The sequence below is a fragment of the Pseudomonas sp. D4002 genome (assembly GCF_013385665.1).
Lineage (GTDB): Bacteria > Pseudomonadota > Gammaproteobacteria > Pseudomonadales > Pseudomonadaceae > Aquipseudomonas.
The window spans coordinates 23,871-41,485 of sequence record NZ_JACAPN010000012.1; the positions used below are offsets into that span (position 1 = coordinate 23,871).

General features: G+C 62.5%; 17 protein-coding genes. 12 read left to right on the forward strand and 5 right to left on the reverse strand.

Annotated elements, in window-relative coordinates:
• Window position 1: 1 nt before the first annotated feature.
• Window positions 2-715: an ABC transporter ATP-binding protein gene (locus tag HX824_RS04875; protein ID WP_177019626.1), complete on the forward strand. Its 714-nt coding sequence runs from the start codon at window positions 2-4 to the stop codon at window positions 713-715.
• A gap of 163 nt (window positions 716-878) precedes the next feature.
• Here the strand turns inward: HX824_RS04875 and HX824_RS04880 are convergent, their stop codons facing one another.
• From HX824_RS04880 to HX824_RS04890, 3 genes are all read right to left on the reverse strand, one after another.
• Window positions 879-1,814: a FecR domain-containing protein gene (locus HX824_RS04880; RefSeq protein WP_177054206.1), complete on the reverse strand. Its 936-nt coding sequence runs from the start codon at window positions 1,812-1,814 to the stop codon at window positions 879-881.
• Window positions 1,811-2,329: a sigma-70 family RNA polymerase sigma factor gene (locus HX824_RS04885; protein WP_177054207.1), complete on the reverse strand. Its 519-nt coding sequence runs from the start codon at window positions 2,327-2,329 to the stop codon at window positions 1,811-1,813. The genes HX824_RS04880 and HX824_RS04885 overlap by 4 nt, the downstream gene beginning before the upstream one ends.
• A gap of 92 nt (window positions 2,330-2,421) precedes the next feature.
• The gene (locus HX824_RS04890; protein WP_087693849.1) at window positions 2,422-3,363 is read right to left on the reverse strand and encodes a LysR family transcriptional regulator; all 942 of its coding nucleotides are present in this window, start codon (window positions 3,361-3,363) and stop codon (window positions 2,422-2,424) included.
• A 117-nt stretch (window positions 3,364-3,480) separates the two neighbouring features.
• Here HX824_RS04890 and HX824_RS04895 point away from each other — a divergent pair, with 117 nt between their 5' ends.
• The 8 genes from HX824_RS04895 (at window position 3,481) to HX824_RS04930 (ending at window position 11,400) form a co-directional block, all read left to right on the forward strand.
• On the forward strand, window positions 3,481-4,776 hold the full coding sequence (locus HX824_RS04895; protein ID WP_177054208.1) for an MFS transporter: 1,296 nt from the start codon (window positions 3,481-3,483) through the stop codon (window positions 4,774-4,776).
• 15 nt (window positions 4,777-4,791) lie between these two features.
• Entirely contained in the window at window positions 4,792-5,976 is a 1,185-nt protein-coding gene (gene rhmD, locus HX824_RS04900; protein ID WP_177019627.1) for an L-rhamnonate dehydratase, read from the forward strand.
• An 11-nt stretch (window positions 5,977-5,987) separates the two neighbouring features.
• A complete protein-coding gene (locus HX824_RS04905; RefSeq protein ID WP_177054209.1) occupies window positions 5,988-6,788 on the forward strand; it encodes an HpcH/HpaI aldolase/citrate lyase family protein in 801 nt (266 codons plus the stop codon).
• Window positions 6,789-6,798: 10 nt separating this feature from the next.
• Window positions 6,799-8,232, forward strand: a complete 1,434-nt coding sequence (gene aldA / locus HX824_RS04910; protein WP_177054210.1) for an aldehyde dehydrogenase — start codon at window positions 6,799-6,801, stop codon at window positions 8,230-8,232.
• Window positions 8,233-8,302: 70 nt separating this feature from the next.
• Window positions 8,303-9,184 (forward strand): amidohydrolase, encoded by an 882-nt coding sequence (locus HX824_RS04915; protein WP_177054211.1) that lies wholly within the window; start codon window positions 8,303-8,305, stop codon window positions 9,182-9,184.
• The gene (gene rhaM, locus HX824_RS04920) at window positions 9,184-9,504 is read left to right on the forward strand and encodes an L-rhamnose mutarotase (RefSeq protein ID WP_102605251.1); all 321 of its coding nucleotides are present in this window, start codon (window positions 9,184-9,186) and stop codon (window positions 9,502-9,504) included. The genes HX824_RS04915 and rhaM overlap by 1 nt, the downstream gene beginning before the upstream one ends.
• A 40-nt stretch (window positions 9,505-9,544) precedes the next feature.
• Window positions 9,545-10,603, forward strand: a complete 1,059-nt coding sequence (rhaT, locus tag HX824_RS04925; RefSeq protein ID WP_102605252.1) for an L-rhamnose/proton symporter RhaT — start codon at window positions 9,545-9,547, stop codon at window positions 10,601-10,603.
• A gap of 26 nt (window positions 10,604-10,629) precedes the next feature.
• Window positions 10,630-11,400, forward strand: coding sequence for an SDR family NAD(P)-dependent oxidoreductase (locus HX824_RS04930; protein ID WP_087693857.1), 771 nt, complete (start codon window positions 10,630-10,632; stop codon window positions 11,398-11,400).
• Window positions 11,401-11,933: 533 nt separating this feature from the next.
• Here HX824_RS04930 and HX824_RS04935 read toward each other — a convergent pair.
• Complete coding sequence (locus tag HX824_RS04935; protein WP_177008508.1) at window positions 11,934-12,545, reverse strand: LpxA family transferase; 612 nt, start codon at window positions 12,543-12,545, stop codon at window positions 11,934-11,936.
• Window positions 12,546-12,593: 48 nt separating this feature from the next.
• The gene (locus HX824_RS04940; RefSeq protein ID WP_003216996.1) at window positions 12,594-13,670 is read right to left on the reverse strand and encodes a sigma-54-dependent Fis family transcriptional regulator; all 1,077 of its coding nucleotides are present in this window, start codon (window positions 13,668-13,670) and stop codon (window positions 12,594-12,596) included.
• Window positions 13,671-14,072: 402 nt separating this feature from the next.
• Here HX824_RS04940 and HX824_RS04945 point away from each other — a divergent pair, with 402 nt between their 5' ends.
• The 3 genes from HX824_RS04945 to HX824_RS04955 are packed head-to-tail and all read left to right on the forward strand — an operon-like array spanning window position 14,073 to window position 17,612.
• Window positions 14,073-15,149 (forward strand): ABC transporter substrate-binding protein, encoded by a 1,077-nt coding sequence (locus HX824_RS04945; protein ID WP_003216993.1) that lies wholly within the window; start codon window positions 14,073-14,075, stop codon window positions 15,147-15,149.
• 14 nt (window positions 15,150-15,163) lie between these two features.
• Window positions 15,164-16,390 (forward strand): S9 family peptidase, encoded by a 1,227-nt coding sequence (locus HX824_RS04950; RefSeq protein WP_177035539.1) that lies wholly within the window; start codon window positions 15,164-15,166, stop codon window positions 16,388-16,390.
• A gap of 13 nt (window positions 16,391-16,403) precedes the next feature.
• Window positions 16,404-17,612 (forward strand): LLM class flavin-dependent oxidoreductase, encoded by a 1,209-nt coding sequence (locus HX824_RS04955; protein WP_008430959.1) that lies wholly within the window; start codon window positions 16,404-16,406, stop codon window positions 17,610-17,612.
• Window positions 17,613-17,615 lie beyond the last annotated feature (3 nt).

Consider the following 17,615-nt stretch of genomic DNA (forward strand, 5'->3'; position numbering starts at 1 on the left):
CATGAGTGAAGCGCTACTGGACATTCGCGTCGAGCGGAAAAACTTCGGCGCGACGACGGTGCTGACCAACGTCCATTTGGCCTTGCAGCCGCGGGAAGCCGTCAGTTTGCTGGGCCCCAGTGGCTGCGGCAAAAGCACCTTGCTGCGGATCGTCGCCGGGCTGGAAAAGGACTATCAGGGGGAACTGTTGCAAGGTGGTGGTGAGGTCGCGTTTGTGTTCCAGGAGCCACGGCTGATGCCGTGGCTGACGGTGGAGCAAAACATTGGTTTCAGCGATGACGTTGGCTATGACAAGGCCTGGGTCGCGCAGTTGATCGATGAGGTGGGGCTTACGGGTTTTGGCCAGGCGTTGCCCAAGGCGTTGTCTGGCGGGATGGCGCAACGGGTGGCGATTGCTCGCGGGCTGTATTCACGGCCGCAGGTGCTGTTGCTGGATGAACCGTTCAGCGCGGTGGATGCGTTTACCCGCATGAAGCTGCAGGACCTGCTGCTGCAATTGGCCGAGCACCACGGGATCGCCCTGCTGCTGGTGACTCACGATGTGGACGAGGCGCTGTACCTGAGTGACCGGGTGTTGGTGATGGATAACCGGCCGAGCAGTATTCGCCAGGAGCTGGCGGTGGAGCTGGTGCATCCGCGGGATCGGCGGGATCCGCTGTTGGCGCGGCTCAAGGCACTGGCGTTGACTGAGCTGCAGCGGGCGCATGTGATCTGAAAGGCACGTGTTGAGTCCGCCCAAAATCAAAAGCTAAAGCGGGCACGGTTCAAATGTGGGAGCGGGCTTGCTCGCGAAGGTCGTTAACGATGACGCGGGCATCCTGATTCAACGCGGCGCTCTCAGGTTTTTCGCGAGCAAGCCCGCTCCCACAAGGATCGCATCAAGCAGCCGATTTACGCGGCGTCAACGTCACCCAATACTGCGTACGGCACTGCACTTGCAGCGGCATCGTCGACGCCAGCAACGCAAGAATTCGATTGGTATCAGCCAACTGAAAACTCCCAGTGACCCGCAGCCCTTCAAGGCTCGGGTCCCAGCGCAGCACACCCGGCCGATACCGCTCCAGCTCCCGCAAAAAATCACCCAACAGCTGGTTCTGCGCAGTCAGCACACCGTCGCGCCAACCCAATTGCAACGCATCAAACCCCACCGCAGCGCCCATCCCCGACGCCTGCAACCGTGCCTGCTGCCCCCCCTGCAATGTCGCCACTTGCCCACGCAGGTCCTGCACCTGCACCGCGCCCTTCAACACCGACACCAAACACCCGGAAGACAACTGCCGCACACACACTTCAGCCTGGCTGACGATCACCTGGCCATAACGCGTCTGCACCGTCAGCGCACCAGCCCCCGGCACCGTCAACGCCATCTCCCCTTCCACCAGCGTCACACGGCGCCGGGCCGTATCCACGTCCACCGCGCTCGCGGTATTCAGTTGCAGGCTGCTGCCATCCAACAGCGGCACTCGCTTGCGTTCGCCAGTAGCGGTGTGCAGGTCGGCGCGCCACACGTCGATAGGCAATTGCCGGCTGAGCAACCACGCGGTTGGCAACAACGCGGCGACGCCCAAGGCACGCTTGAGTACTGCACGCCGTCCCGGTTGCGGACGATCAAGGCTGGCCATGGCCAACGCTGGCGGCAAGTCGGTAAACCGTTGGCGCAGCAACTGGGCTTTTTGCCAGATCTGCTCATGCTGGGGATGGCTGTCACGCCACTGCTGCAGGCGGGCGTGATCACGTTCGGTGGCGCTGCCGGATTCCAGCAACGCCAGCCACTGCGCCGCCGCCCGGGCGAGATCCGGCGCAGTACGGCTCACAGTTCCACCAGCAGGCAATGCTCGTAAGCCTGGGCCATGTAGCGCTTGACCGTACGCTCGGACACCTTGAGCCGCTCGGCAATCTCCCGATAGCCGAGTCCTTCCAGCTGGCTCCAGAGAAACGCGCGGCGCACCACCGCCGGCAAACCGTCGAGCAATTCATCCAGGGCTTGCAGGGTTTCCAGCAGCAACCAGCGTTGCTCCGGCGACGGCATGCAAGCCTCCGGCAACTGCATCAACGCATTGAGATACGCCTGTTCCAGACTGCGCCGCTGGTGAAAATTCACCAGCAAGCGCTTGCCCACCGTCACCAGATAGGCCCGGGGCTCCTGCAATTGCGCAATCGGCTGCGCGCTGGCCAGCACCCGCAGGAACGTGTCCTGGCTCAGGTCGGCCGCATCCCAGGCGTTGCCCAAGCGGCGCCGCAGCCAGCTTTCGAGCCAGCTGCGGTGGTCGCGATACAACGTGTGAAGGCTGGGTTCAGCGAGGTGCGTCGGCACTACAGCATCATTCATGGCAAGTAACCTGCGCGGCGCGAGTCAGTCTCAAATGAGATTCATTCTATTTAATAACCTGCCGGCGTACCACGTTCTTTTGCACACGATGTTTAAAGCATTGCGGCCTTTTGCCTGAGCATGTCGATAAACAACCCCAACTCGCGGCTTACCGGGTCGCCCTTGCGCAGCAGCATCCCGAACGGTGCCAGTTGCACCTCCAGCACCACCGGCAAGGCCACCACGAGGCCCATTTTCAAGTAATCCCGCAGGGCGCTTTCCGAGAGCACCATGATCGCGTCGGTGAGTTGAATCAGTTGCTGCATGGAATACACCGAACTGCACTCGATAATGTCCGCCGGCTGCGGCAAGGCCAGGTGTTGCAATGCTTCATCAAAACCAATGCGCGCCGGGCTGGTTTGCGGTTGCAGGATCCACGGCCAGTCACTGACCAGTTCCGCCAGCGGCAGATGCTCGCGCTGGGCCAGGGGGTGGCCGGCGTGCACCACCACCAGCATGCGTTCGTTGCCCAGGGGCTCAAAGGTGTAATGCTCACTGTCGGTGGCGGCGTTGCGCCGGGCGATGGCCAGGTCGATGCGGCCTTGCTCCAGCAACTGGATCACCTGGTCGCTGGTGTCGCCCATGATGCGAATGCGCATCTGCGGGTTGAGGGTTTTGATCTGCGCAATGGAGTCCATCACAAGGTCCGGCGCCGCGCCCATGATGGTGCCGATCGACAAATACCCGTAGCCGCCCTGCTGGCGCATCATCAGTTCCTCGGCGCAGCGGTCGAGGCCACTCAGCGCCGACTCGGCAAAGCGGATCAATTCCTTGCCCAGTGCCGTCGGGCGCATGCCCCGGGGCAGGCGCTCGAACAGGTCACAGGCAAACATATCCTCGATCTCGCGCAACATGCGCGTCGCCGCCGGCTGCGACATGTTCAGGCTTTGGGACGCACGGTGCAGGTTCTGGCTGGAACTCAAGGCCACCAGCATATGCAGATGCTTGTAGCGCAGGCGGTTGAACAGGCTGCGGGAGATTGCGGGACTACTCATTTTTTTCCTTGTTATCGATACCCTGAGGTTATCAGTTGTAAGCGAGATTCGATTTGTAGCGTATAGATGGAGCGCCGTACAGTCCTTCCCATAAGAACAAAACAACTGGACTGAACAATGAAGACCCTGCCTGCGTCCTTGCTCGCCAAGATTTCCTGGCGGCTGCTGCCCTTTCTGCTGTTGATGTACATCATGGCCTTCCTCGACCGCGCCAACGTCGGGTTCGCCAAGCAAGCCTTCCAGGCCGACACCGGCCTCAGTGATGCCGCCTTCGCCTTTGGCGCCGGGGTGTTTTTTGTCGGCTATGCGCTGCTGGAAGTGCCGAGCAACCTGATCATGCATCGCGTCGGTGCCCGCCTGTGGATGTGCCGGATCATGGTCAGTTGGGGCCTGGTGTCCGCCGCCATGATGTTTGCCCATAACGAAACCAGCTTCTACCTGTTGCGCTTCCTGCTGGGCGTGGCCGAAGCCGGGTTTTTCCCCGGTGTCATTCTCTACCTCACCTACTGGTTCCCCTCTGCGGTACGCGGCAAGGCCATGGGGTTCTTCTACTTTGGCGCGCCCCTGGCCTTCATCTTCGGCAGCCCGCTCTCGGGCCTGTTGTTGGAGCTGGACGGGTTCTCTGGGCTGCACGGCTGGCAATGGCTGTTCGCGGTGGAAGGCCTGATGGCCACCGCGGTTGGCATCTGGGCCTACTGGTACCTGGACAACCGCCCCGCCGATGCCAAATGGCTGAGCGTTGCAGAGCGCCGCCAGATCCAGGACCTGCTCGACCGCGAAGACCAGCACAAAACCTCTCACGGCCGTAGCCTGCTCACTGTGCTGTGCCAGCCCAGCGTGCTGTACCTGTGCCTGGTGTACCTACTGATCCAGGCCAGCGTTTACGGCGTGGTGTTCTACTTGCCAACCCAGGTCGGTGGGCTGCTGGGGACCAAGGTCGGCTTGATGGTGGGCCTGGTCTCGGCGATTCCCTGGGTCTGCGCGCTGTTCGCCGCGTGGTGGATTCCCGGCTACTCCGACCGCACCGGTGAACGCCGCAAAGCCGCGTCCCTGACCCTGTTGATGGCCGCCGCCGGGATCGCCTGCTCGGTGACCTTTGCCAACCCGCTGCTGGGCATGCTCGCCCTGTGCTTTGCCGCCTCGGGCTTTATCGCCGTGCAACCGGTGTTCTGGACCTTCCCGTCCAGCTACCTGGCCGGCAGCGCAGCGGCCGCCAGCATCGCCCTGATCAACTCCTTCGGCGCCCTCGGCGGTTTTATCGCCCCGGTGCTGAAGAACTGGGCAGAAACCGCCTTTCACTCCCCTGCGGCCGGCCTTTACCTGCTGTCCGCCACCACTGTAGTCGCAGCCTTGCTGGTACTCGGTATCCATTCCCCAGGCCATAAAGCGACGAACACGCCGGCCACTGTTTAATCAAGGAGTCACACCATGGGCAACATCACAATCAAGCACGTGCGCGCCTTTGTGCTGCGCGGCGGCGGCGCGGACTACCACGACCAGGCAGACGGCCACTGGATCGACGATCACATCAGCACCCCCATGAGCAAATACCCCGAGTACCGCCAGAGTCGCCGCAGTTTCGGGATCAACGTACTCGGCACGCTCGTAGTGGAAATCGAGGCCAGCGACGGCACCGTCGGGTTCGCCGTGACCACCGGTGGCGAGCCCGCCGCCTATATCGTCGAGAAGCACCTGGCGCGCTTCCTGGAAGGCGCCCGCGTCACCGATATCGAAAAAATCTGGGACCAGATGTACCAGTCCACCCTGTACTACGGCCGCAAGGGCCTGGTGATCAACACGATCTCCGGTGTCGACCTGGCGCTGTGGGACCTGCTCGGCAAAATCCGCCAGGAGCCGGTGCACCAGTTGCTCGGCGGCGCGGTGCGTGACGAATTGCAGTTCTACGCCACCGGCGCCCGCCCGGACCTCGCACAGAAGATGGGTTTTATCGGCGGCAAGATGCCCTTGCACTACAGCCCATCGGAAGGCGAAGAAGGCCTGCGCAAAAACCTCGAGGAACTGGCAACCATGCGCGAACGGGTCGGCCCGGACTTCTGGCTGATGCTCGACTGCTGGATGAGCCTGGACCTGAACTACGCCACCAAACTGGCAACCGGCGCCCATGAATACGGCCTGAAATGGATCGAAGAAGCGCTGTCGCCCGACGACTACTGGGGCTATGCCGCGCTGCGCAACAACGTGCCCAAAGGCATGTTGGTTACCACCGGCGAACACGAAGCCACCCGCTGGGGCTTTCGCATGCTGTTGGAGATGGGGTGCTGCGACATTATCCAGCCAGATGTGGGCTGGTGCGGCGGCCTCACCGAGCTGGTGAAAATCTCCGCCTTGGCCGATGCCCACAATGCGTTGGTGGTGCCCCACGGCTCGTCGGTCTACAGCTACCACTTTGTTGCGACCCGCCATAACAGCCCGTTCGCCGAGTTCCTGATGATGGCGCCCAAGGCAGACGAAGTGGTGCCGATGTTCCACCCGCAACTGCTCGGTGAACCCGTGCCGGTGAATGGCCGCATGCGCCTGTCGGTGCTCGACAAACCCGGGTTTGGCGTGGACCTCAACCCCGATTGCCAATTGCATCGCCCGTACAACCGCTGAGGACTCCTGCCATGAACATGCCCCACAACGCTTTCAAGGCCGCGCTGCGTAAAGACGCCGCGCAATACGGGATCTGGGCCGGCTTCGCCACCGCCTATGCCGCCGAGATCGTCGCCAGCACCGGTTATGACTGGATGCTGATTGACGGCGAACACGCCCCCAACACCGTGCCCAGCGTGCTCAACCAGCTCCAGTCCGTGGCTCACTACACCACCGCCCCGGTGGTACGCGCGGTAAGCAGCGACGCCAACCTGATCAAGCAACTGCTGGACGTCGGCGCCCAGACGCTGATGATCCCGATGGTCGAAACCGCCGAGCAAGCCAAGGCCCTGGTGCGTGCGATGCGTTATCCGCCCCACGGTATTCGTGGCGTTGGTGGCGGCTTGACCCGCGCCACCCGATGGGACGGCGTGTCGGATTACCTCAACACCGCCCATGAACAGCTGTGCCTGATCGTGCAGGTGGAGTCGCGTCGCGGCGTTGAAAACGTCGCGGCGATTGCGGCGGTGGAAGGCGTGGACGCGGTGTTTATCGGCCCCGCCGACCTGTCCATCGGCCTCGGTCACCCCGGCAATCCCGGGCACCCCGAGGTACAGGAGCGCATCCAGTACGCAGTCAATGCCACGCTGGCGGCCGGCAAGGCCTGCGGCATTCTCGCGCCCAACGAAGACGACGCTCGCCGTTATCAAGCCTGGGGCTGCCAGTTCATTGCGGTGGCCATCGACATCAGCTTGCTGCGCCAGGGTGCCATGGCGACCCTGGCCCGCTATCGCCCCGCCGCCGACGCCAAAGCACCGTCACGTACTTACTGAGGAGCCAAGCATGTCATCCGTACCGGTCTACCAGAACTTCATCAACGGCCGCTTTACCCCGAGCGATGCCCACCTGGATGTGTTGAACCCGGCTACCGGCGTCCTGCTGTCGAAGGTCCCGGCGTCCACCTTTGATGACGTCGACCAGGCCCTGGCCGCTGCGCGTCATGCGCAGAAAGACTGGGCGCGCAAACCGGCGATCGAACGCGCCGGTCACTTGCGCCGCATCGCCGCCAAGCTGCGGGAAAACGTCGCCCACCTGGCGCGCACCATTACCCTGGAGCAAGGCAAGGTCAGCGGCCTGGCGGAAGTGGAAGTCAACTTCACCGCCGACTACCTCGACTACATGGCCGAGTGGGCGCGCCGCATTGAAGGCGAGATCATCACCAGCGACCGCCCCAATGAAAATATCTTCCTGTTCCGCAAACCCCTGGGTGTGGTGGCCGGCATCCTGCCGTGGAACTTCCCGTTCTTTTTGATCGCCCGCAAGATGGCCCCGGCGTTGCTCACCGGCAACACCATCGTGATCAAACCCAGCGAAGAAACGCCGAACAACTGCTTCGAGTTCGCCAAACTGGTGGCCGAGACCGACCTGCCGGCCGGGGTATTCAATGTGGTCTGCGGCGATGGCCGCGTCGGTGGCGCCCTCACCGCCCATAAGGGCGTGGACATGATCAGCTTCACCGGCAGCGTCGCCACCGGCTCGCGGATCATGGCTGCCGCCGCCCCCCATATCACCAAGCTCAACCTCGAGCTGGGTGGCAAGGCACCTGCCATCGTCCTCGCCGATGCCGACCTGGACCTCGCGATAAACGCCATTCGCGACTCAAGGATCATCAACAGCGGCCAGGTGTGCAACTGCGCCGAACGGGTGTACGTGGAGCGCAAGGTGGCCGACCAGTTTATCGAGCGCATCAGCGCCGCGATGGCCGCCACCCGCTACGGCGACCCCATCGCCCAGGCCGATGTGGAGATGGGCCCGCTGATCAACCGCCAGGGCCTGGACAGCGTCAATCGCAAGGTGCGCACCGCGCTGGGCCAGGGTGCATCGCTGGTCACCGGTGGGCAGATCGCCGACCTGGGCCAGGGCTTTCACTTCCAGCCGACGGTATTGGCCGGTTGCCACGCCGACATGGAAATCATGCGCGAAGAAATTTTTGGCCCGGTGCTGCCGATTCAGATTGTCGACGACCTGGATGAGGCCATCGCCATGGCCAACGACTGCGACTACGGCCTGACCTCCTCGATCTACACCCGCGACCTGGGCAAGGCGATGCAGGCGGTGCGCGAATTGTCGTTCGGCGAAACCTACGTCAACCGCGAGAACTTCGAGGCGATGCAAGGCTTTCATGCCGGCGTGCGTAAATCCGGGATCGGCGGCGCCGATGGCAAGCACGGCCTGTACGAGTACACCCACACCCATGCGGTGTACTTGCAGAGCTGAAGTGGTGCAACGGGCCTTGGCGCGGTAGCGTGCGGGCCCTTCCCCATCCATTGTTCCGAAGGATTGCGCTATGCCCCTTACCCCTTACAGCGGGCCGATCATCGACAGCCATTTGCACCTGTTCGACCCGCGCCGCCCCCAGGGTATTCCCTGGCCCGAGCCGGGAAACGCGCTGTATGCCGCACATTTGCCGGCGGATTATTGGCCGCTGGCGGGCGAACATAACGTGATCGGCGCGATTGCCGTGGAAGCCAGCCCGTGGCGCGACGACAACCGCTGGTTGCTGGAGACCCTGCGCAGCGACCTGCGCATGCTCGGTTTCGTCGGCAACCTTGACCCGCTGCACGGCGACTTTGCGGCAGACCTCGATGCCTTGGCCCATGAACCGCTGTTCCTCGGTTTGCGCTACGGCAACCTGTGGGACCGCGATTTGCCAGACGACCAGAAGCGCCCCGGCTTTATCGAAGGCCTGCGCCGCCTCGCCGAATACGGGCGTGGCCTGGACAGCGCCAACCCCAATCCGCGCTTGATCAAAGGGCTGCTGCATTTGAGCGATGCCTTGCCCGAGCTGCGCATCATCGTCGATCACCTGCCCAATGCCAGCGTGCCCGCCGGCGAAGAATCCGCGTATCACGCCGACCTGATGCGCCTGGCAGAGCGGCCGAATGTATTTGCCAAACTGGCGGAAATCCCCCAGGTCGGCCCGCAGGGTCTGATCCTTGACCCGGCGTTCTACAACGACCGCCTGGCCGTGCTGTGGGAAGCCTTTGGCGAAGACCGTTGCTTCTTCGGCAGCGACTGGCCCAACAGCGATCACCTGGCCAGTTTCGCCACCACCCTGGGCCTGGTGAAAGCCTGCATGGCGGGCAAATCCGAGGACGTACAGGGCAAGTTCTTCCTGCACAACGCGGTGCGCATCTACAGTCCTACGCCACCCCACGGAGGCAAGTAATGCAGACCCGAGCCTTTCGCATGAACCTCAACCCCGGCCAGCACGCCGAGTACCGTCGACGCCACGATGAGATCTGGCCCGAACTGGCCCAGGCCCTGCGTGATGCCGGCGTGGTGGACTACCGGATCTTCCTCGACGAGGCCAGCAACGCCTTGTTCGCCGTGATGACCCACGAAGAGCGGCACGGGCTCGACGCACTGCCGGGCACCGAGCTGATGCAACGGTGGTGGCAGTACATGCAAGACATCATGCCCAGCCAGCCGGACGCCTCGCCCGTCAGCGTGGATTTAATCCCGATGTTCAGCCTTACCCCAGGCTGAAACAGCGCGCTACCACAACAATAAAAAAGGATTCGACTACGTGGAAATCATTCTCTTCGGTGTGATTCTGCACTTCATCGGCGGCTTCGCCTCCGGCAGCTTCTACATCCCCTACAAGAAAGTCCGCGGCTGGGCCTGGGAAAGCTACTGGATCACCGGCGGCCTGGTGTCATGGCTGATCGTGCCGCTGATTGCCGCGCAACTGACCGTGCCCGGCTGGGCCGACATCCTGCGCCAGGCCGACAGCAGCACCTTGCTCTGGACCTACCTGTTCGGCGTGCTCTGGGGCATCGGCGGGCTGACCTTCGGCCTGACCATGCGCTACCTCGGGCTGTCCCTGGGCATGTCGCTGGTACTGGGCCTGACCTCGGCCCTTGGCGCCTTGATGCCGGCGCTGTATCGCGACCTGTTCACCGACGCCACCGAAGGCACCCTGACCTCAATGCTCGCCTCCCAGGGCGGGCATTGGGTGCTGTGGGGCGTGGCGGTATCGCTGGTGGGCATCGCCGTGTGCGGCAAGGCCGGGCTGATCAAGGAACGAGAAGTGCCGGAAGCGGTGAAATTCGCCAGCATCAGCGAGTTCTCGGTGGCCAAGGGCATGCTGGTTGCGGTGATCTCCGGGGTGCTGAGCGCGTGCTTCAGCTACGGTATTTCAGCCGGGCGCCCACTGGCTGCCGCGGCTGTCGAGCATGGCGCCAACAGCCTGTTCCAGAACAACGTGACCTTCATGGTGATCATGTGGGGTGGCCTGACCACCAACGGCCTCTGGTGCCTGTGGCTGAACTGGCGCAACCGCACGTTCCACAACTACACCGACCGCAGCACTCCGCTGCTTGGCAACTACCTGTTGGTGGCGTGTGCCGGCACCCTGTGGTTCCTGCAGTTTTTCTTCTACGGCATGGGCGAAAGCCGCCTGCAGAACGACGCCAGTTCGTGGGTGTTGCACATGTCTTTCATCATCATCGTATCCAACTGCTGGGGCCTGTATTTCCGCGAATGGCAGGGCACCAGCGCCACCAACAAAGGCGTATTGGCCGCGGGTATCGCGGTGATTCTCGGTGCCATTGCCATGGTCGGTTACGGCAACTATCTCGGCTGAGGCCGCTTTTTTTCAGGAGTTCACTTATGTTACTTGCAGACAAAACCGTGATTATTACTGGCGCCTCCCGTGGAATCGGCCGCGCCGCCGCCAGGGAATGTGCACGCCAGGGTGCCCGTGTGGTCATCGGCCACAGTGGTAGCGGCCAAGGCACTGAAGCGGCGTTTTCGTTGATCGAGGAAATCAAGGCGTTCGGCGGCCAAGCGGTGGAGGTGGGCGGCGATGCGGCTGATCCGGACACCGGCGACAAACTGGTGGCCGGCGCGCTCAAGGCATTCGGCAGTGTGGATGTGTTCGTCAACAACGCCGGGATCTGTCCGTTCCACTCGTTTCTCGACATGCCGCGTGAGGTGTACCTGAAGACGGTCAACACCAACCTCAACGGCGCCTACTTCGCCGTGCAAGCGGCGGCAAACCAGATGAAAAACCAGGGCAAGGGCGGCGCGATCATCGCCGTCAGTTCCATCAGTGCGCTGGTGGGTGGCGGGATGCAGACGCACTACACGCCGACCAAGGCCGGGCTGCACTCGTTGATGCAGTCCTGTGCGATTGCGTTGGGGCCGTATGGTATTCGCTGCAACTCGGTGCTGCCGGGAACGATTGCCACCGATATCAACAAGGAAGACTTGGCCGACGAGGAGAAGCTGACGTACATGACTTCGCGCACGCCGTTGGGGCGCCTGGGTGAACCCGACGACGTCGCGGGGCCCATCGTGTTCCTAGCCTCGGACATGGCGCGGTATGTGACCGGAGCTTCGCTGTTGGTAGACGGGGGATTGTTTGTCAACTTGCAGTAGCGTTGGGAAGCGGGCCGCCGCGACGGGGCGTCCCTGCCCCGTACTACCTGCGTTCGGCCAGCGTGGTTTAACGGGGCGCCTAAGATCAAGATCAAAAGCAGATCAAGAGCACAGCGGCCTGAAAGCCGACTTGAGTGTTGAAGAGCAAAATCAAAATCTAAAGCGGGCACGGTCAAAAAATGTGGGAGCGGGCTTGCTCGCGAATGCAGTCTTTCAGTTGATGCATTGGGTGACGGACACACCGCATTCGCGAGCAAGCCCGCTCCCACATTTGGACCGTGTGCGCCCTTGATCTTGCTCTGGCTTCTACCACTCAAGCCGGCCTGTAGGCCGCTGTGCTCTTGCTTTTGATTTTGATCTGGCTCTGACTGCCCCAATAAGCCCGAGCCACAGCGAGGCGCCGACAGGCGGGGCAGAGCCCTGTGCTTACTTTGGGCTGGGCCGGCATTCCGGCTTTTCCAAAGCGAGTCGCTGTAAGAGCGAAACCATAAGCAGCCGTTACTCAACTAACGGATATGTACACCAAAAACCCCCTACCCCTCACAATCGAAAACCTCCCCACGCCTAACCACACTACCCGCCGCAAGCACCGCTCCCGGTGCCAACACACCATTGGCTCCAACCCGCGACTGATCCCCAAGCAGCGCGCCAAACTTGTCACAGCCGGTGCGCTGCAACTGCCCGTCAATGCGCACCTGCACTTCCTTGTCGTCACGCTCGTTCCGGTAGTTGGCCACGATACTGCCGGCTTCCAGGTTAACCCCGCGGCCCAATACCGAATCACCGACAAAGTTGAAATGCGCCAACTTGCTGCCGCTGAAGACAAAGGACGTCTTGAGCTCGGCACCCGGTCCGAAGATGCAATATTCATCCACCCAGCAACCGCCGCGAAGGTAGGCACCGGCAGCGATAAAACAGTGGGCGCCGATGATCAGCGGCGATTTCAAAACAGCGCCCGCCTCCACGACCGCAGTACGGTGCACGGCAATCTCGTCATGAATCTCATAGTCATCATCAGAAAGCCCCGCCAGCAATTTGCGAACGATTTCCGGCGCCTGGGTCACCAACTCCCACGGCGCAAGATCCACCCAGGGTGCCAGCGGCGAACGGGAAAAATCAGCGATGTAATCGGTCAGTCGAATCAACGTCGAGCCCTCTACAGATCAGAGAAGCCCGAAACGCTAACACCCCCGTCACTGCCCGTCGAGCAGCACCGGTTTGCCCAACTCGCCGATCTTCTCCAGCCGCGCCCGCACGATGTTGCGGCTGATATTCAGCAGGCGCCCGGTCTGCAACTGGTTGCCATGGCAATAGCGATAGGCCGCGCGAAAGATCGTCTCTTCGATGTGCTCGTAGAGGTCCGGAATGTTCTGTTCGAACAACGCAGTGAGCGCCGCCTCCAGGCTCACCGGCCCAGTGATCGCAGGCGCGGCCTGGTTCGCCTCGTCCTGGCGAATGCCGGAAGAACGCATGTCCACCAGGTGCAAATCCGGCGGCTGCACCAGTTGATTGCGGCACACCAGCAACGCATGGTGAATGGCGTTTTCCAGCTCGCGAATATTCCCCGGCCAGCTGTGTTCCAGCAGCTTGCGCTCGGCATCGATGCTCAGTGACGCGCGGTTGTAGCCGAGGCGCTGGCAGTGCTCCTCAAGAAAAAACTCCGCCAGCGGCAGGATGTCACCGGGCCGTTCCCGCAGGGGCGGCAGGCGGATGGTGGCGACGTGCAGGCGGTAGAACAAATCCTCTCGGAAATGCCCCGCCACCACCGCGTCGGCGAGGTTGACGTTAGTGGCCGCCACCAGCCGTACGTTGATCGGAATCGGTGTGCGCGAGCCCAGGCGCACCACTTCTCGCTCCTGCAACACCCGCAATAATTTGACCTGCATGTTCAACGGCAAATCGCCGATCTCATCCAGAAACAGCGTGCCGCCGTTGGCCGCTTCGAACCAGCCGGCCTTGTGGGTGGTGGCGCCGGTGAATGCGCCTTTCTCGTGGCCGAACAACTCACTTTCCACCAGGGTTTCGGCGAAGGCGCCGCAGTTCACCGCCACAAACGGTTCACGCCCGCGACGGCTCAGGTGATGGATATGCCGCGCGACCAATTCCTTGCCGGTGCCGGTCTCGCCGATGATCAAGGTGTTGGCCTCACTGGGGGCCAGGCGCTCGATACGCGCCAGCAATTCCTGTGAGCGCGGGTCCTTGAAGACCAGCACGGTGGCGCGCACCGACTTGGTCAATTCACGGGCATTGGGATGGGTGATCAGCGACATGGTGCATTCCTGGCAGTAAAAGCGCGTGTCAATAGTGCATGAAGTTTTCTATACCATTTAATTATTAATTAATATTTATATATTCCCAAAACGAATATACCAACACATCGCACCTCGCCTGCTGCTGGAGCAACAATCAGCCAGCACCTGCGTGTGTGCAGATCAACACCAAGCCGTTGCCAGGCAGTCCTTCGAAAATCCGCAAAGCCACGTTCTACAAGGTGTGCAGCGCGTTTTTCGGCTGATGGCATGCAATCTGCTCTCTCCCTCTCAACGCCACCTGCCCTGTAGGAGCTGGCTTGCCAGCGAAGAGGCCCTCAAGCCTTGCACCGACTAAACGGACGCTTTCGCCGACAAGCCGGCTCCTACAGGGGGTCGCGATCACTTAGCAGGGAGATCCCAATGAAAAGATTCTGGCGCAACAGCATCGCCACCATGTTCGCTGTGCTGGTCAGCACCGGCGTGCTGGCCGAACAGGCGCCACCGGCGTCGGTGAAGATCGCGATCGTCGCCTACACCCAGGGCGGCAAACCGGTGTTCGGCGGCATCGCCGGGCGCGTTATCGAAGACGGCTGGCTCGAAGCGCAACTGCGTGAGCGCGGGGTCAAGCTGGAGTGGATCGCCCTGCCCCATGCCGGCGCCGGGCCGCAGATCAACGAAGGCTTCAGCAACAACAGCCTGGACTTCGCCGTACGCGGTGACCTGCCCTCGGTAATTGCCGGCGCCGGTGGCGTACCAGGCAAGCTGATCGTGCCCGGTGGCAGCGGCAACAATATTTACCTGGTGGTACCGGAAGGCTCCGCCGCGAACACCATCGAAGACCTCAAGGGCAAGCGCCTGGCGCTGCATCGCGGTCGGCCATGGGAGTTCGCCTTCAGCAACTTCCTGGCCAGCAAGGGCCTGAAGCTCGACGATTTCAAGATTGCCAATCTCAACCCGCAAGTCGGCGCCGCGGCTGTGTCTGCCGGCAAGGTCGACGCAGCAGTGTTGCTCAGCGAGGCCTATGCCCTGGAAGACAAAGGCGTGGGCAAGATCATCTGGTCGACCAAGCAAGGCAGCAACGACTGGCGGCTGGTCTCCGACCTGTGGGGCACCGAGACCTTCGTACAGCAGCACCCGGATATCACCCAATTGCTCGCCACCGCCTGGGTGAAAGCTGCGTGGTGGATTTCCCAGCCACAGAACCAGGACGCCTATTACCAACTGTCATCCCGCGCCGGCACCGCCGAGAGCGTGCTGCGTCGCGACGACCAGAACGACCCGGTGGCCTGGAAGGATCGCTGGGCGCCAAAAAGCGACCAGCAACTCAAGGCTCATTACCAGGCCCTCACCACCTACGCCCTGGCCAATCACCTGATTCGCGACACCTACGACATCGGCCCGTCACTGGCCACCGGCTTTACCAACCAGGCCCTGATCGACCTGAAACTCACCGACTACTGGCCGGCCCTGCGTGGCCAGGTCAGCACCAATCCGTAATAGGGAAATTGAGCATGAAACTGCCGCACTCCTTTGCCTTCGGCCTCAGCGTCCTGGCCCTGTCCATGAGCGTGTTTGCTGCCGACACCTACGCCCCCAAACCTGACCCGCTGCAAGGTGATGGCCGCGTCTCGGCTTTCTACACCTGGGAAAAAGCCATCCCGGCCGTTCCCGGCAAACTGCTGCGCAGCGAGCCGCTGGACAACACCCTGAGCCTGGCCAATGCCGCCAGCGCCCAACGCATCCTGTACACCTCCACCGACGGCATCGATAACAAGACACCGATCGTGGTGTCCGGCGCGTTGTTCCTGCCCAAAGGCACGCCGCCTGCCGGTGGTTGGCCAGTGGCGAGCTGGGGCCATGGCACCGTGGGCGTGGCGGATGTGTGTGCGCCGTCGTGGCAAGGTCGCTCCTACCGTGACGTGGCCTACCTCAATCGCTGGCTGGCCGAAGGCTTTGCCGTCGTCGCCACCGACTACCAGGGCCTCGGCGTACCCGGTGGGCATCCGTTGCTGAACAGCCGCATGGCCGCCTACGGGATTCTCGACGCCGCCAAGGCCGTGGTGGCCGGCGTACCCGGGCTGGCCGACAAAGTACTGATCGTCGGCCAGTCCCAGGGCGGTGCCGGCGCCTTCGCCGCAGCCGCCTATGCCGCCACCTACGCTCCGGACCTGGGAGTGAAAGGCAGCATCGGCACCGGCGTGATCTACACCCTCGACTACGCGAAGAACCCCAGCGAGGAGGTGCGCAACAAGGTCGATCCCACCCTGGCCTACGGCTTCTACACGTTGCTCGCCGCCCAGCAATACGACCCGAGCATCAACCCCGCCGACTTCTATACCGACAAGGCCCTGCCGATTTTCGAGCAGGCCCGTACCAGTTGCCTGTTCGCCCTCGAAGGCGATGTCGAAGGCCTCGGCCTGAGCATCGCCAACACCAAGAAAGACTACAAGGGCAAGCAACTCGCGCCGTGGCTGGCGCAGGTGTCTTACCCGACGCTGAAAACCTCGAAGCCGATTTTCATCGGCACCGGCGCCGAAGACACCACGCCGGCCGCCGCGACCCAGGTCAAGCTGATGCAGGACGCCTGCAAGGCTGGCTCCATCGTCGAAGGCCACCTGTACAAAGGCCTGGGCCACAGTGCCACGGTCAATGCATCGCTCAAGGACTCGATCCCGTTTGCCCACAAAGTCATCAACGACCAGCCGATCACCCCGATCTGCGCCCCCACCGCGCAATAAGCAGGAGGCTTGCATGAGCATCGAATTCTTTACCCGCCTGCCCTTGCACGGCGAAACCCAGTTCCTGCCCGGCGACCCGCGCAACCGGGGCGACTGGCATCGCGGCGGGCCCAGCACCGGCGCGGTGTCGGGCTTCAGTGTCGGTGATCATTTCACCTACATCGACTACCTCGGGCAAATCGCCAGGGCTGCGGAGATCAACGGCTTTGGCGGCGCACTGATGGTCAACGCGCCCACCGGCGAAGAACCGTGGACCGTCTGCGCGCTGCTGGCCCGGGAAACCCGTACCCTGCAATTCGTCACCGCCTTCCAGCCTTACCACTACACCCCGTGGGTGGCGGTGCAGCAGGCGGCGACTTACCAGCGGGCCACCGGCAACCGCCTGGTGTGGAACATCATCAACGGCGGCTCGGACGTGATCCAGCGCCAGGTCGGCGACTTCAGCGACCACGATGAACGCTACGAACGCGCCACCGAATTCATGGACGTGGTCAAGGGCTATTGGCACAACGAGTCCTTCCACTACGACGGCAAGTTCTACAAGGCCGACGGTGGTGGCCTGCGCGGGCCATTGAAGAAGGCCAAGCTGCCGCTGATCTGCACCGCCGGCTCATCCATCGCCGCCCGGGAGTTTGCCGCCAAGCACGCCGACTTCTACCTGATGCGCGCCGAACACCCGGACGAAATCGCCGCCCTGATCGCCGACCTGCGCGAACGCGCGCTGAAGTGGGGCCGCACTGACATTCGCTTCGGCCTGTCGATTGACGTGATCACCCGGGAAACCGAAGAACTGGCCCGCACCGAAGCCAAACGCTTCTTCGACGAAGGCATCGCCCGCGGCGCGGTCAAGGCCGTGGCGGCCCACGCCGGGTTGCGTACGGCGCGCAAGCTCAGCTACGAGCACGGCTTCAGCGAAAAAACCGAGACCCAGGGCTTCGATGACTTCTTCATCCACCCCAATGTATGGACCGGTTTTGGCTACATCGGTATTCCACCGGGCTGTGCGCTGGTGGGCAGCTACGAGAACGTGGTGGCGCGGATTCGCGAGTACAACAGCATCGGCATCGACCTGTTCTTCCTCGCCGGCTATCCGCACCTGGAAGAAGCCTACCGCCTCGGCGAACACATCCTGCCGCACTTTCGCAGTGAACGCGCCGAGTTGAGTCGTCCCCAGGAGCCGGTGCTGGAACTGCGCTCCGCCAACGGCCCGGCCGGAGTCTGATGC

Coding starts and splice junctions, on each gene's coding strand:
- HX824_RS04930 (WP_087693857.1), top strand. CDS start 10,630: ATGTTACTTGCAGACAAAACCGTGATTATTACTGGCGCCTCCCGTGGA.
- HX824_RS04895 (WP_177054208.1), top strand. CDS start 3,481: ATGAAGACCCTGCCTGCGTCCTTGCTCGCCAAGATTTCCTGGCGGCTG.
- HX824_RS04915 (WP_177054211.1), top strand. CDS start 8,303: ATGCCCCTTACCCCTTACAGCGGGCCGATCATCGACAGCCATTTGCAC.
- rhmD (WP_177019627.1), top strand. CDS start 4,792: ATGGGCAACATCACAATCAAGCACGTGCGCGCCTTTGTGCTGCGCGGC.
- HX824_RS04940 (WP_003216996.1), bottom strand. CDS start 13,670: ATGTCGCTGATCACCCATCCCAATGCCCGTGAATTGACCAAGTCGGTG.
- HX824_RS04955 (WP_008430959.1), top strand. CDS start 16,404: ATGAGCATCGAATTCTTTACCCGCCTGCCCTTGCACGGCGAAACCCAG.
- HX824_RS04950 (WP_177035539.1), top strand. CDS start 15,164: ATGAAACTGCCGCACTCCTTTGCCTTCGGCCTCAGCGTCCTGGCCCTG.
- HX824_RS04875 (WP_177019626.1), top strand. CDS start 2: ATGAGTGAAGCGCTACTGGACATTCGCGTCGAGCGGAAAAACTTCGGC.
- HX824_RS04890 (WP_087693849.1), bottom strand. CDS start 3,363: ATGAGTAGTCCCGCAATCTCCCGCAGCCTGTTCAACCGCCTGCGCTAC.
- HX824_RS04905 (WP_177054209.1), top strand. CDS start 5,988: ATGAACATGCCCCACAACGCTTTCAAGGCCGCGCTGCGTAAAGACGCC.
- rhaM (WP_102605251.1), top strand. CDS start 9,184: ATGCAGACCCGAGCCTTTCGCATGAACCTCAACCCCGGCCAGCACGCC.
- HX824_RS04885 (WP_177054207.1), bottom strand. CDS start 2,329: ATGAATGATGCTGTAGTGCCGACGCACCTCGCTGAACCCAGCCTTCAC.
- HX824_RS04945 (WP_003216993.1), top strand. CDS start 14,073: ATGAAAAGATTCTGGCGCAACAGCATCGCCACCATGTTCGCTGTGCTG.
- aldA (WP_177054210.1), top strand. CDS start 6,799: ATGTCATCCGTACCGGTCTACCAGAACTTCATCAACGGCCGCTTTACC.